We start from the raw sequence: 12,614 nt of genomic DNA, 5'->3' as shown, positions 1-12,614 counted from the left end.
CACCGGTGGTGCCGCGCACCGCTTCTGGGACCCTGGTCGCATGCGTAAGACCGCGATAGTGACCGGAGCAAGCAGCGGGATCGGGGCCGCCACGGCGCGGCGCCTGGCGGCGGAGGGGTTCAACGTGGTGCTCGCGGCGCGGCGCCGCGACCGCCTCGACGCCCTCGCCAAGGAGATCGCCGAGACCGTGCCGGGCGCCGCGAAGATCGTCCCGCTCACCCTGGACGTCACGTCGCAGGAGTCGGTGGACGCGCTCGCGGCGGCGGTCGACACCTGCCACGTGCTGGTCAACAACGCGGGCGGCGCCGTCGGCCTGGAGAGCGTCGCGGCCGCCGACCTCGCCGACTGGCAGACGATGTACGACACCAACGTGCTGGGCCTGGTCCGGGTGACCAAGGCGGTCCTGCCGAAGCTGGTCGAGAGCGGCGCCGGGCACGTGGTGAACATCACCTCGCTCGCCGCGCACGTCCCGTACGAGGGCGGCGGCGGGTACAACGCGGCCAAGCACGCCGCCTACGCGGTCAACGACGTGCTGCGGCTGGAGCTGGTCGCCGAGCCGGTGCGCATCACCGAGATCGCGCCGGGGCTGGTGAAGACGGAGGAGTTCTCCCTGGTCCGGTTCCGCGGGGACGCCGAGCGGGCCGCCAAGCCGTACGAGGGCGTCCCGGAGCCGCTCGTCGCCGAGGACGTCGCCGACTGCGTGGCCTGGGCCGTCACCCGCCCGGCGCACGTCAACATCGACCGCATCGACGTGCAGCCCCGCGTGCAGGCCGCCCCCTACAAGCTGCACCGCGAGTAGCGGGCTCAGCGTCAGCGGGCTCAGCGTCGGCGGGCTCAGCCTCGCGGGGCGACCGCCGTCCAGGGGAGGGTGACCTCGCCGAGGCGCCACCGGTGCCGTCCGCCGTACGGCAGATGCGTGAAGACGGGGTGGGTCCGCGCCAGGAGCGACACCGCCTCGACCCAGCGCGCGCGGGGGCCGAACGCCGAGTGCGGCGCGGCCGTCGCCCAGCAGCGGTCGAAGTCCGCCAGCAGCGCGTGGACGGGCTCGCCCGGCACGTTCCGGTGGATCAGCGTCTTCGGCAGCCGCTCGGCCAGCACGGACGGACGTTCCAGCGAGCCCAGATGCGCGGCGAACGTGATGGTCTGGGGCCCGTCCGCGGTGAGGGTGACCCAGACCGCGCGGCGCCCGATCTCGTCGCACGTCCCCTCCACGAGGACGCCCGAGGGCGCCAGGCGCGCGCGCAGATCGTCCCATGCGCGCCACGCGGCCGTCTCGTCGTACTGCCGCAGCACGTTGAACGCTCTGACCAGCGCAGGCGGCCGCGGCACCGGCAACTCGAACCCCCCGCGCCGAAACGACAGCCCGTCGAACGCCGCCCCGGCACGGTTCACCCCCGCCCCTCCTTTGAAGGCACCGGCCCCTTTGAGGGCACCGGCCCCTTTGAGGGCACCGGCCCCTTTGAGGGCACCGGCCCCTTTGAGGGCAACGGCCCCTTTGAGGGCAACGGCTCCTTTGGGGGCTTCGGCTCCTTTGCCGCTGCCGGAGGGCTGCGGCGGGGGCGGGTCCGGGGGTTCGGGGGGTTCGCGGAGGGCGGCGAGGAGGGTGCGGCCGGCGGCGACGCGGTCCGGCTCTATCTCGATGCCGACGACCTCCAGGCGCGGTGCGACGGCGCGCAGCCGGGCGTAGATCTCGAACGTGGTGACCGGCGAGGCGCCGTAGCCGAGATCGACGGCCAGCGGGCGCGGGTCGGCGTGGAGGGGGCCGGTCTGGGTGGCGGCGATCCAGCGGTCGACGCGGCGGAGCCGGTTGGGGGCGGTGGTGCCGCGAGTCACCTCTCCTCGCGGCCGGCGGGCTGGGGGCACTTGGCAATTGTTCCTTCTCGCGGCCTATGCCCTGTACGCCGAAGACGCCGCGAACCGCCCGCAACGTCCACCGAATGAGGTTCGGTAAGTTATCGGTTACGGTGCTGCCGACGCCGTCCCCCCCGAGGAGTGCCGATGCTCGACCTGGCGACACTGCACGAGGCCATCGCCGCCGCGATCCCCGACCGCGAGTGCCTGGTGTGGCGCGACCGCCGGACGACCTGGCGCGAGACGGCCGACCGCACCCGGCGGCTGGCGAACGTCCTGCACGGGCACGGCCTCGGCCTGCGCGGCACGGCGGCCGAGCCGTGGGAGTCGCCGCACGACCATCTCGCGCTCTACCTGCACAACGGCCCCGAGTACCTGGAGGGCCTGGTCGGCGCGCACAAGGCCCGGGTCGCCCCGTTCAACGTCAACTACCGGTACGTGGACGACGAGCTGGCGCACCTGTTCGGCGACGCCCGCCCGGCCGCCGTGCTCTTCCACGCGCGGTTCGCGGACGCCATCGGCCGGGTCGTCGAGCGGCTGGCCGAGCGCCCGCTGCTCCTCCAGGTCGCGGACGAGTCCGGCGCCCCGCTGCTGCCCGGCGCGCTCGACTACGAGGACGCCCTCGCCAAGGCGTCGACCGACCCGCTGCCGGTGCGCCCCGAGGCCGGTGACCTGCACATCCTCTACACCGGCGGGACGACCGGCATGCCGAAGGGCGTGCTGTGGCGGATCGGCGACCTGATGATCGGCCCGCTCGGCCTGCGGCGCCGCGACGGCGTCCCCGTCACCGATCTGGAGGACGCCGTCGCGCGGGCCGTCCGCAGCGACGTGCGGGTGCTGGTCGGCCCGCCGCTGATGCACGGGGCCGGCACGTGGTCGGCGCTCGGCGCCTGGTGCGGCGGCGGGTGCGTGGTGTTCCCCGACCGGGTGGACGGCCTGGACGCGGCCGACCTGATGGCCACCGCCGAGCGCGAGCGCGTCACCCGGATGCCGCTGGTCGGGGACGCGTTCGCCCGTCCGATCACGGCGGCGCTGGAGGCGCGCCCGCACGACCTGGGCGCGCTCCGCACGTTCGTGAACTCGGCCGCCGCGATCAGTCCCGGCGTGAAGGCCCGGATGCTGGAGCTCCTCCCCCGGACCCGGATCGTGGACGTCCTCGGCTCGTCGGAGTCGGGGTTCCAGGTCACCCGGAACGGCTCGGCGGCGCGGACGTTCGCGGCGGCGCCCGGGACGGCGGTGCTGTCCGCCGACCGGTCCCGGCGGCTCGCCCCCGGCGAGGACGAGCTGGGCTGGCTGGCCAAGGGCGGCGACGCGATCCCGCTCGGCTACCTGGGCGACCCGGCGAAGACCGCGGGCACCTTCCTGGCGCTGGACGGCGAGCGCCTCGTCGTGGCGGGCGACCGGGCGCGGCTGCTCGCGGACGGCACCGTCGAGGTCCACGGCCGCGAGGCCACCACGATCAACACCGGCGGGGAGAAGGTGTTCGCGGAGGAGGTCGAGTCTGTGCTGCGCGGGCTGCCGGGCGTCGCGGACGCGCTGGTCGTCGGCCGGCCGAGCGAGCACTGGGGCACCGAGATCGTCGCGGTGGTCAGCCCCGCCGGGGGCCCGTCCGACGCGGAGCTGCGCGCGGGCTGCGCCGCCCACCTGGCCCGCTACAAGATCCCGAAGGCGTTCGTCCGGACGGACGCGGGCCTGCGCCTGCCGAACGGCAAGGCCGACTACGCCGCCGCCCGCGCCCTCCTCGACTGACTGCCCGGCTAAAGAACCACGTTCGGTTTTGTAGGGCCCGATCTGTACCGGGGCGGCGCGACCGACGATCCTGGCGGAATGCCAGATCTGCACTCTCTGCTCGCCGACCTCGCCGCCGAGGGCGACTCCGTCGACGCCCTCGTCGCGCCGCTGCCCGCCGCCCGCTGGGCGGACCCGACCCCCGCCGAGGGCTGGACGATCGCGCACCAGATCGCCCATCTCGCCTGGACCGACGACCAGGCCGTGGTCGCGGCCACCGACGCCGGCGCGTTCGCCGAGCTCGTCGAGGCGGCCCTCGCCGACCCCGAAGGCTATGTCGAGACGGGCGCGCGGGAGGGCGCGAAGGAGGACCCGGCGGCGCTCCTCGCGCGCTGGCGCGACGGGCGCCGCGGCATGGTGGCCGCCCTCGCCGCCGTCCCGCCCGGTACGCGGCTGCCCTGGTTCGGCCCGCCGATGGGCGCCGCGACGCTGGCGACCGCGCGGCTGATGGAGACGTGGGCGCACGGCGAGGACGTCGCCGACGCGCTCGGGGTCCGACGCGAGCCGACGCACCGGCTCCGGCACGTCGCGCACATCGGCGTCCGGACCCGCGACTTCGCGTACCGCAACCGCGGGCTGGAGCCGCCGGCCGAGGAGTTCCGCGTCGTCCTGGCGGGCCCCGGCGGCGAGGAGTGGACGTGGGGGCCGGCGGACGCGCGCCAGTCCGTCACCGGCCCCGCGCTCGACTTCTGCCACGCCGTCGCGCAGCGCCGGCACCGCGCCGATCTCGCCCTCACCGCCACCGGGCCGGACGCCGACCGCTGGCTGGACATCGCCCAGGCGTTCGCCGGGCCGCCCGGCACCGGCCGCGCGCCGCAGGCCGGCTGAGAGATCGGCCACTGTGCGAGCCGTTCGGGTTCCACCGGGTCTGATCTTGGAAATGTCCTCCTCATGACAGTTCTCATTGCATTCGACGGTTCTGACGACTCGCGTACCGCCATCGAGTTCGCCGCACGCCATCTGAAGGGCGAGCCGACCGTGATCATGACGGTGTGGGAGCCGCTGCTGACCCAGATCACCTGGGCGCCGATCGCCGCCGTGGCACCGATCCCCGCCGGGCCGCAGGACGGCGACACCTGGGAGGAGGAGAAGCAGGCCGAGCAGCTCGCGCGGGCGGGCGCCGACCTCGCCCTCGCCGCCGGGCTGACCGAGGTGACGACGCGTGCGGAGCGCGGCGGCGGACCCGTGTGGGCCGCCATCGTGGACGTCGCGGACGAACTGGACGCGTCGTTGATCGTCACGGGTTCGCGCGGCCTGGCGGGCGCCCGTTCCGTCATCTTGGGCAGCGTGTCGACCCGCGTGCTGCATCACGCGCACCGGCCCGTCCTCGTGGTGCCGCCCCGCAAGAAGGAGGACTGAACCCGGGTTAGGACGATTCCAGAGCGTGCTCGAAGGCGGCGTAGACGTCCGCGCTGAAGAGGACGAACCGGACGTCGGCGACCTGAGTGGGAGTGGAGCGGACGGTGCCGACCGCGATCCGGGCGGCATCGTCCAGCGGCCAGCCGAAGATGCCCGCCGACACGGCCGGGAAGGCGACCGAGGCGGCGCCCAGCTCGTCGGCGACGCGGAGGGACTCGCGGTAGCAGGAGGCCAGCAGGCCGGAGCGGTCGTCGGACGCGGAGTACACCGGCCCGACCGTGTGGATCACCCAGCGGGCGGGCAGCCGCCCGGCCGTGGTCGCGACCGCCCGACCGGTCGGCAGCCCGCCGCCGTAATGCGAGGCGCGCAGGTCACGGCACGCGTCGAGGATCTCCCGCCCACCCCGGCGGTGGATCGCGCCGTCCACGCCGCCGCCTCCGAGCAGCGACGAGTTGGCCGCGTTCACGACCGCGTCGACGTCCTGCTCGGTGATGTCGCCCCGCACGAGAGTGATCTCCATGTGCGCCCTCCTCCGCCGCCGGTTCCGTCCTCGAAGACGGGAATTCTCGTCCGCGCCGGATGCGAAACGCGTTCGGGCGGTTCCCGGCGGTACGCTCATTGGCGGACGGGACCCCGGGGGCGGTGCGGCTCGTCCGACGTCGTCCGACCGGACGCAGGGGGGCTACCATGCCGAACGCCGGGCGAGTGCACTGGACGATCCTACAAAAGACGATCTCACAAAGGCGTGACAGTCGCGGAGGTACCCCCTTGAAGATTCTCCTCGCCGGAGCGACCGGAGTCGTCGGTCGCCGGCTGATCCCGCTGCTCGTCCAGGCGGGCCACGAGGTCGCAGGGACGACGCGCCGGTCCGACCGCGCCGCGCTGCTGCGCGATCTCGGCGCCGCGCCCGTCGTCGTGGACGTGCTCGACGGCCCGGCGGTCCGCGACGCCGTCGCGGCCGAGCGCCCGGACGCCGTGATCCACCAGCTCACCGACCTCAGCGAGGAGGACTTCGGCGCCAACTCGCGGCTGCGCATCGCCGGCACCCGCAACCTGGTGGACGCGGCGAAGGCCGCGGGCGTCGAGACGATGGTCGCGCAGAGCATCGCCTGGCTGTACGTCCCGGGCGGCGCGGCGGCCGCCGAGAGCGACCCGCTCGACTCGACGCTGCCCCCGTACGAGGGCGTCGCGGCGCTGGAGGACGCGGTCGGCGAGATGCCGCGCGGCGTCGTGCTGCGGTACGGCGCGCTCTACGGCCCCGGCACCTGGTACGCCCCCGACGGCGCGATCGCCGAGCGGGCCCGCGCGGGCACGCTGCGGCTGGCGCCCTCGTGGACGTCCTTCGTGCACGCCGACGACGCGGCCTCGGCGGCGCTCGCCGCGCTCGACTGGCCGGCCGGCGCCGTCAACATCGTGGACGACGAGCCCGCCACCACGGCCGACTGGCTGCCCGTCTACAGCGCGGCGATCGGCGCTCCCCACCCGGGCAGCGCCGGCAAGCACGCCGCGACGACCGGCCGCCCGGTGTCCAACGCCAAGGCGCTGGGCCTCGGCTGGAAGCCGCAGGTGACCTCGTGGCGCACCGGTTTCACCCAGATGGAGACCGCGACCGACGGACCGACCGGCTAATCGGGCGGAACGTGACAATTCACCCGAACTGGAACGAGCGCTTCGCCAGCCCGAGCCAGTAGCCGTCGATCACGGACCGGCGCCTCGACGCCTGGTCCGCGTCCGCTCCCAGCGCCATGAACAGCGGCGCGAAATGCTCGGTCCGGGGGTGGGCGATGCGCGCCGCGGGCGCCTTCGCGCGGAAGTCGAGCAGGGCGTCGACGTCGCCGCCCCGCACCGCGCGGTCCGTCCACTCGTCGAACTCCGCCGACCAGGCGGGCGGCGGGGCGTCCGGGTCCGGGCGCAGCTCCCGCAGGTTGTGCGTGGTGAACCCGCTCCCGACGATCAGCACGCCCCGCTCGCGCAGCGGCGCGAGGCTCCGCCCCACCTCGAAGAGCCGCTCCGGCTCCAGCGTCGGCATCGACATCTGCAGCACGGGGACGTCGGCGTCCGGGTACATCTCCACGAGCGGGACGTAGGCGCCGTGGTCCAGGCCCCGCTCCTCGTCCTGCCGGACGCCGGGGATCAGCTTGCGCACCTCGGCGGCCAGTTCGGGAGCGCCGGGCGCGTCGTAGCGGACGCGGTAGTAGCGCTCGGGGAACCCCCAGAAGTCGTACACCAGCGGCACCTGCCGCGTGGCGCCGATGCTGAGCGGCGCGGCCTCCCAGTGCGCCGACACCATGAGGATCGCCGCGGGCTTCGGCAGGTCCGCCGACCAGCGGGCGAGCTGGCCGGTCCACCGGGCGTCGTCCGCCAGCGGCGGCGCGCCATGGCTCAGGTAGAGCACCGGCATCCGGGTCATGTCGTCCCCCTTTTACTTGAGACTTCAACCATATCCGGGAGATGCTTGAACTTTCAAGCCTTGAGGGTTCAACTGTTGGGTAGACTGTCCGCATGACCGAGGCGCAGTGGCTGGACGACGAGGAGCAGGAGACCTGGCGGGCCTTCCTGTGGACGTCGCGGCTGCTCAACTCCGCCCTCGACCGGCAGCTCCAGCGCGACTCCGGGATGCCGCACGCCTACTACATGATCCTGGCGATGCTGTCGGAGGCCCCCGGCCGCGCGCTGACGATGACCGCGCTCGCCGAGCTCGTCCACTCGTCCCCGAGCCGCCTCTCGCACGCCGTGAACCGGCTGGAGGAGGCCGGCTGGGTGAGCCGCTGCAAGCACGACGGCGACCGCCGCACCACGATCGCGCGGCTGACCGACGAGGGGTACGCGGTGCTGGCCAAGGCGGCGCCCGGCCATGTCGCCGAGGTCAGGCGCCACCTGTTCGACCCGCTGGACCGCGAGCAGATGCTCGCCTTCCGCGAGACCCTGCACGCGCTCCTGTCGTCCCTCGACCCCGACCACGAGGCCCCCTGCGCCCGCGGCGAAGGCTGACTGACCGGCAAGCGCTAGAGGAACTCGACCGCGTGCGACTTCACGCCGGGATGTGCGGCGGCCAGCAGTCGCAGGCCCTCCTCCTCCAGCGCGGCGCACTCCCGCTTCGGGACAGGCGCGAACGGGTCGACGCGCAGCACCGCCTCCCCGCGCTTCTTCTCGATCTTCCACATGCCGTGGACGAAGCCGTCCACGAGGAACGTCGCGCGGATGATGCCGTTGACGGTGAAGACGCGCTTGCGGTGCTCCTCGCTGATGATCCGGGCGCGGTCGGCGTGCGAGAGCAGCAGGTTGTCGAAGTCCGGGACGAACCGGACCGGCGCGGGCGCGTCGCCGCCGGGGCGCGGCGCGTCCGGCACGTCGTAGAGCGCGCGGCCGTCCTCGTCCCGGAACTCCAGCAGCCGGGGCCGCAGCCGCTCGACGACCTCGCCGAGCCGCGTCAGGCCGGACCACTGCTGGACGTCCTGCGCGCTCGCCGGCCCGAACGCGGCCAGATAGCGCAGCACGACCTCGTCCAGCGTCGTCTCGGCGGTCGGACGCCCGTCCAGCCAGGTGTCGAGCGTCGTGTGCCGGGCGATTCCGGAGGCGCCCCAGATGCCGCGCGGCGGGACCTGCACCAGCGGCAGCCGGAGCCGGACCGCCCAGCCGAGCAGCGCGGGGTCCTCGCCCGGCCAACGCTCGGCCAGCAGCTCGCGCAGCTCCTTGTCGGTGCGCGGTTCGTCCTCCAGCAGTGCGCGGGCGTGCGCGGTGACCGCGTCGAGGTCGATGCCGGCGAGGTCGGCGGCCCGGGTCCGCAGGTAGTTGTCCAGGAGCGGCTGGGTGAGCGGCCGGAGCGCGCGGGCGTCGCGGGCGCTGACCAGGTGGAGCGTTCCGCGCATCAGGACCATCCTGAGCACTCGCCGCTCGGTCATCAGCGGGCCGACCGCGTCGAACGCGAAGCCGTCGAGCCGGCTCCACAGCCCGATGTGCGGCGGGCTCGGCGCCTGCGCCTGCATGCCGACGAGATGCTCGATCGCGTCCAGGACGGGCATGTCGCGCCGCTCCAGCAGCATCTGCCGCGCGAGCAGCGCCCGGTTCAGGTCTCGCCTGTCAGCCTTCATGGCGACCTCGCAGCTCCGTGAGGTGCGGAACCTCCAGGGCCGGGACGGGACGGCGGTGCCGGAACCGGTTCATCCGCTCATCGTCTCGGATGGGTCCGACATCCGGGTAATCATTGCGCACCGAACTGCCGCACCCCCCACTCGCTCGGCCCGGCGGGTACGGCCTTCAGCGCGGCCTTGACGGCGAAGACGATATGAACGTAAGTTCATGAACGGTTGTTCATAACCTGAGGAGGGGACATGGCGGAGATCGTCAACACGCATCAAGCGGAGGCGTGGAACGGGTACGAGGGCGCGCACTGGGCCGAGCATCCCGACCGGTACGACGCGGTCAACGGCGGGTTCAACGACGCCCTGCTGGACGCGGCCGCCATCGGGCCGCACGACCGCGTCCTCGACATCGGCTGTGGGAACGGGCAGACCACCCGGCTCGCGGCCCGGCGGGCCCGGCTCGGCGGGGCGACGGGCGTGGACCTGTCCGGGCCCATGCTCGGAACCGCCCGCGAGCGCGCCGCGGCGGAGGGCGTCGGGAACGTGGAGTTCGTCCAGGGCGACGCCCAGGTCCACCCCTTCCAGGACGGCGCCTTCGACGTGGCGATCAGCCGGGTCGGCGTCATGTTCTTCGCCGATCCCGTCGCCGCGTTCGGGAACGTCCGGCGGGCGCTGCGGGACGGCGGGCGGCTGGCGTTCCTGGCGATGGCACCCCTCGGCGACACCGACCTCCAGTCCGTCTTCGCCGCGCTGCCGCCGCGCGAGGAGGCCCCGATCGGGCACGACGGGCCCCTGTCGCTGTCGGATCCCGGGCGCGTCCAGGAGGTGCTCGGCGCGGCCGGGTTCGGCGCCGTGAACTGCCGCCGGGTCGAGGCCGAGCAGATCTGGGGGCGGGACGCGCGGGACGCGGCGGAGTTCTTCGCCGCATGGGGCCCGATCCGCTACAACTACGGCGCGGGAGACGACCTGGTCGCCACGCTCGCGGACGCGATGCGGCGCTTCGAACGCGACGGCGCCGTCCGCCTGCGGAGCACGTCCTGGCTGGTGACGGCACGCCGGTGACCGGGGGCCTCGCCGGCCCGGCCCTCCCGCCCGGGCTCGCCGCGCGGGGGTTCGCGCTCGGCACATACGATGCGCGGTGATGTCACCTCGAAAAGCGGCCGCGCTGCGCGCCGGCGACCGGACCCTGCGCGAGCACCTGATCGCGACGGCGGAGCGGATGATGGCCGAGGGCGCGACGGCCGGGCTGACCGTCCGGGCGATCGCGCGCGAGGCCGGCGTCGCCGACGGCGTCCTCTACAACCACTTCGCCGACAAGGAGGAGCTGCTCGCGCACGCGCTGCGGGCGCGGGCGGAGTCGGTGGGCAGGGCGCTCGACCCGCTGCCCGAGCCCGGCACCGCGACCGTCGAGGAGAACCTGCGCGCATACGTCGCGCACGGGATGGCCGCCCACGGCGCCCTCGTGCCCGCGCTGGCCGGCCTCGTCGCGCAGCCCGAGGTGCTCGCCCGGTTCTCGGCGCTGAGCGGCGGCGAGGAGGACTGGCGGTCCCGGCTCGCCGGCTACCTGCGGGCCGAGCGCGACCTCGGCCGCCTCGCCGCCGACGCACCGGTGGACGCCGCCACGTCCATGATCGTCGGTGCCTGCCACGAACCGGTGCTGTCGGCGCTCTTCCAGGGCGAGGACATCGCGCACCGCGTCCCGCGGGCCGGCGCCGGCGACCTGGTCGCCGTCGTGCTGCGCGGCATCGCCCCGCACTAGGACTCCATCGCCGCCCTCACCTCCGCCAGCGTGCGGCCGGCGACGGCGTTGGCGCGCTCGTTGCCCGCGTCGAGGACGCCGCGCAGGTACGTCCGGTCCGCGAGCAGCTCGGCGCGGCGGGCGCGGATCGGCCGGAGGAACTCGTTGACCGAGTCCGTGACGACCTTCTTGAGCGCGGCGCCGCCGCCGTCCCCGATCTCGGCGGCGACGGCGTGCGGGTCGCGGCCCTGGCAGAGCGCGGCGAGCAGCACCAGGTTCGACACCTGCGGACGGGTCTCGGGGGCGTAGGCGATGTGCCGGTCGGCGTCGGTCACCGCCCGCCTGATCAGTTTCGCCGTCTCGTCCGGCCCGGCGGACAGCGCGATGGCGTTGCCGCGGCTCTTGCTCATCTTCTGGCCGTCCATGCCGAGCAGGCCCGGGGCGGCGGACAGCAGCGCGTCCGGCACGGGGAAGACCGGCGCGTAGCGCTCGTTGAAGCGGCGGGCGATCGTCCGGGTGATCTCCTGGTGCGGGAGCTGGTCCTTGCCGACCGGGACGAGGTTGGCCTTGCAGAACAGGATGTCGGCGGCCTGGTGGACGGGATAGGTGAACATCAGCCCGCTGACCGACGCCTGCCGGGACGAGGCGATCTCGTCCTTCACGGTCGGGTTGCGGCTCAGCTCCGGCACCGACACCAGCGACAGGAACGGCAGCATGAGCTGGTTCAGGGCCGGGACGGCGCTGTGCCGGAATACGGTCGCGGCGGACGGGTCGATCCCGGCGGCCAGGTAGTCGGCGACCAGGCCCTCGACGTACTCCGACAGGCGGTCGGCGACGTCCCGGTCGGTGAGCACCTGGTAGTCGGCGACGAGCACGAACAGCTCGACGCCGGCCCGCTGCAGGCGCACGCGGTTGGCGAGGGTGCCGAAGTAGTGGCCGAGATGCAGCGGCCCGGTGGGGCGGTCGCCGGTCAGGATGCGGAACGCGCCGGGGTCGGCGGCGATCTGCTGCTCCAGCTCGCGACCGCGCGCTTCAGCGGTGGTGACGGTGGTGGCGGCGGTGGTCTCCATGGTCTCTCCTCGGTGGGGCTGGGCGGGCGGCCGTCCCGCCGGACCGGCCCCGGTCACCGAGAAGCAGAAGGGCCGTCCAGCGGACGGCCCTGTGGCATGCGTGAGCGTCGGCCGTCCTAGGACGGCCACCAGCCCAGACATACGCGGTTCATGCCTCCAGCATAGACGACGGCATGCGGCCTCTAGCAGATAATCCGCAACAGAACAAGTTGGGTAGGCTGGAGGCATGACTTCGATGGCCCCCAGCCGGACGACGACGGACCTGTCGTTCCTGCTCGACCGCACCGGCCACGTGCTGCGCACCCGGATGACGGCGGCGCTCGCCGAGATCGGGCTGACGCCGCGCATGCACTGCGTCCTCGTCCACGCGCTGGAGGAGGAGCGCACCCAGATCCAGCTCGCCGAGATCGGCGACATGGACAAGACGACCATGGTCGTGACCGTGGACGCCCTGGAGAAGGCGGGCCTCGCCGAGCGCCGGCCGTCGTCCACCGACCGCCGCGCGCGGATCATCGCGGTGACCGAGGAGGGCGCGCGGGTCGCGGCGGAGAGCCAGCGGATCGTGGACGGCGTGCACGCGGCCGCCCTCGGGTCGCTGCCGGACGGCGAGCGGGAGGTGCTCGTCCGCGCCCTGAACACCCTGGTCACCGGGCATCTGTCGACCCCCGTCGAGACCGGCCGGCCGGCCCGGCGCGTCCGACAGGGCCAAAAATAGATCCACGAAGG

At 74.0% G+C, this 12,614-nt stretch carries 14 protein-coding genes; 9 read left to right on the top strand and 5 right to left on the bottom strand.

All coding sequences use genetic code 11. The annotated features are described in order from the left end of the window. Positions 1–40 precede the first annotated feature (40 nt). Positions 41–799: an SDR family NAD(P)-dependent oxidoreductase gene (locus tag HUT06_RS06395; RefSeq protein WP_176194861.1), complete on the top strand. Its 759-nt coding sequence runs from the start codon at positions 41–43 to the stop codon at positions 797–799. A 35-nt stretch (positions 800–834) separates the two neighbouring features. Here the strand turns inward: HUT06_RS06395 and HUT06_RS44370 are convergent, their stop codons facing one another. Beyond that, a complete protein-coding gene (locus HUT06_RS44370; RefSeq protein WP_254715010.1) occupies positions 835–1,833 on the bottom strand; it encodes a class I SAM-dependent methyltransferase in 999 nt (332 codons plus the stop codon). Between the two features lie 165 nt (positions 1,834–1,998). On the opposite strand from HUT06_RS44370, the gene HUT06_RS06380 reads away from it, so the two are divergent. The 3 genes from HUT06_RS06380 to HUT06_RS06370 all read left to right on the top strand — a co-directional run bounded on the left by HUT06_RS06380 (position 1,999) and on the right by HUT06_RS06370 (position 4,998). Further along, entirely contained in the window at positions 1,999–3,600 is a 1,602-nt protein-coding gene (locus HUT06_RS06380) for an AMP-binding protein (RefSeq protein ID WP_176194860.1), read from the top strand. Between the two features lie 78 nt (positions 3,601–3,678). Then, entirely contained in the window at positions 3,679–4,467 is a 789-nt protein-coding gene (locus HUT06_RS06375) for a TIGR03084 family metal-binding protein (RefSeq protein WP_176194859.1), read from the top strand. 63 nt (positions 4,468–4,530) lie between these two features. Continuing rightward, entirely contained in the window at positions 4,531–4,998 is a 468-nt protein-coding gene (locus HUT06_RS06370; RefSeq protein WP_176194858.1) for a universal stress protein, read from the top strand. Positions 4,999–5,005: 7 nt separating this feature from the next. Here HUT06_RS06370 and HUT06_RS06365 read toward each other — a convergent pair whose 3' ends face one another. Next, entirely contained in the window at positions 5,006–5,518 is a 513-nt protein-coding gene (locus HUT06_RS06365) for an O-acetyl-ADP-ribose deacetylase (RefSeq protein ID WP_176194857.1), read from the bottom strand. Positions 5,519–5,766: 248 nt separating this feature from the next. Between HUT06_RS06365 and HUT06_RS06360 the strand changes: the two genes are divergently transcribed. Continuing rightward, the gene (locus tag HUT06_RS06360) at positions 5,767–6,627 is read left to right on the top strand and encodes an NAD(P)-dependent oxidoreductase (RefSeq protein ID WP_176194856.1); all 861 of its coding nucleotides are present in this window, start codon (positions 5,767–5,769) and stop codon (positions 6,625–6,627) included. Positions 6,628–6,646: 19 nt separating this feature from the next. Here the strand turns inward: HUT06_RS06360 and HUT06_RS06355 are convergent, their stop codons facing one another. Further along, positions 6,647–7,408, bottom strand: a complete 762-nt coding sequence (locus HUT06_RS06355) for a dioxygenase (protein WP_176194855.1) — start codon at positions 7,406–7,408, stop codon at positions 6,647–6,649. Between the two features lie 92 nt (positions 7,409–7,500). Here HUT06_RS06355 and HUT06_RS06350 point away from each other — a divergent pair, with 92 nt between their 5' ends. Next, positions 7,501–7,989, top strand: a complete 489-nt coding sequence (locus HUT06_RS06350; RefSeq protein WP_176194854.1) for a MarR family winged helix-turn-helix transcriptional regulator — start codon at positions 7,501–7,503, stop codon at positions 7,987–7,989. A gap of 14 nt (positions 7,990–8,003) precedes the next feature. Here the strand turns inward: HUT06_RS06350 and HUT06_RS06345 are convergent, their stop codons facing one another. Beyond that, positions 8,004–9,089 (bottom strand): winged helix DNA-binding domain-containing protein, encoded by a 1,086-nt coding sequence (locus HUT06_RS06345; protein ID WP_176194853.1) that lies wholly within the window; start codon positions 9,087–9,089, stop codon positions 8,004–8,006. A 240-nt stretch (positions 9,090–9,329) separates the two neighbouring features. Between HUT06_RS06345 and HUT06_RS06340 the strand changes: the two genes are divergently transcribed. Both HUT06_RS06340 and HUT06_RS06335 read left to right on the top strand, forming a co-directional pair. Beyond that, positions 9,330–10,142, top strand: coding sequence for a class I SAM-dependent methyltransferase (locus HUT06_RS06340; RefSeq protein ID WP_176194852.1), 813 nt, complete (start codon positions 9,330–9,332; stop codon positions 10,140–10,142). 79 nt (positions 10,143–10,221) lie between these two features. Next, on the top strand, positions 10,222–10,839 hold the full coding sequence (locus HUT06_RS06335) for a TetR/AcrR family transcriptional regulator (protein ID WP_176194851.1): 618 nt from the start codon (positions 10,222–10,224) through the stop codon (positions 10,837–10,839). Here HUT06_RS06335 and trpS read toward each other — a convergent pair. Further along, positions 10,836–11,888 (bottom strand): tryptophan--tRNA ligase, encoded by a 1,053-nt coding sequence (gene trpS / locus HUT06_RS06330; RefSeq protein ID WP_176194850.1) that lies wholly within the window; start codon positions 11,886–11,888, stop codon positions 10,836–10,838. The two genes, HUT06_RS06335 and trpS, sit on opposite strands and share 4 nt — an antisense overlap. 226 nt (positions 11,889–12,114) lie before the next feature. On the opposite strand from trpS, the gene HUT06_RS06325 reads away from it, so the two are divergent. Beyond that, positions 12,115–12,603 carry a MarR family winged helix-turn-helix transcriptional regulator gene (locus HUT06_RS06325; RefSeq protein ID WP_176194849.1) on the top strand — a complete coding sequence of 163 codons (489 nt, stop codon included), beginning with the start codon at positions 12,115–12,117 and terminating at the stop codon, positions 12,601–12,603. Positions 12,604–12,614: the final 11 nt, after the last annotated feature.

The sequence above is a fragment of the Actinomadura sp. NAK00032 genome (assembly GCF_013364275.1).
In the GTDB taxonomy this organism is placed as follows: Bacteria; Actinomycetota; Actinomycetes; order Streptosporangiales; family Streptosporangiaceae; genus Spirillospora.
The sequence above is the reverse complement of the archived record's forward strand: the minus strand, read 5'-3'. Positions and strand labels throughout refer to the sequence as shown.

Excerpts from the sequence above, each read along its gene's own strand:
- HUT06_RS06325 (WP_176194849.1), top strand. The coding sequence starts at position 12,115 with ATGACTTCGATGGCCCCCAGCCGGACGACGACGGACCTGTCGTTCCTG.
- trpS (WP_176194850.1), bottom strand. The coding sequence starts at position 11,888 with ATGGAGACCACCGCCGCCACCACCGTCACCACCGCTGAAGCGCGCGGT.
- HUT06_RS06355 (WP_176194855.1), bottom strand. The coding sequence starts at position 7,408 with ATGACCCGGATGCCGGTGCTCTACCTGAGCCATGGCGCGCCGCCGCTG.
- HUT06_RS06350 (WP_176194854.1), top strand. The coding sequence starts at position 7,501 with ATGACCGAGGCGCAGTGGCTGGACGACGAGGAGCAGGAGACCTGGCGG.
- HUT06_RS06375 (WP_176194859.1), top strand. The coding sequence starts at position 3,679 with ATGCCAGATCTGCACTCTCTGCTCGCCGACCTCGCCGCCGAGGGCGAC.
- HUT06_RS06365 (WP_176194857.1), bottom strand. The coding sequence starts at position 5,518 with ATGGAGATCACTCTCGTGCGGGGCGACATCACCGAGCAGGACGTCGAC.
- HUT06_RS06380 (WP_176194860.1), top strand. The coding sequence starts at position 1,999 with ATGCTCGACCTGGCGACACTGCACGAGGCCATCGCCGCCGCGATCCCC.
- HUT06_RS06340 (WP_176194852.1), top strand. The coding sequence starts at position 9,330 with ATGGCGGAGATCGTCAACACGCATCAAGCGGAGGCGTGGAACGGGTAC.
- HUT06_RS06335 (WP_176194851.1), top strand. The coding sequence starts at position 10,222 with ATGTCACCTCGAAAAGCGGCCGCGCTGCGCGCCGGCGACCGGACCCTG.
- HUT06_RS06345 (WP_176194853.1), bottom strand. The coding sequence starts at position 9,089 with ATGAAGGCTGACAGGCGAGACCTGAACCGGGCGCTGCTCGCGCGGCAG.
- HUT06_RS06395 (WP_176194861.1), top strand. The coding sequence starts at position 41 with ATGCGTAAGACCGCGATAGTGACCGGAGCAAGCAGCGGGATCGGGGCC.
- HUT06_RS06370 (WP_176194858.1), top strand. The coding sequence starts at position 4,531 with ATGACAGTTCTCATTGCATTCGACGGTTCTGACGACTCGCGTACCGCC.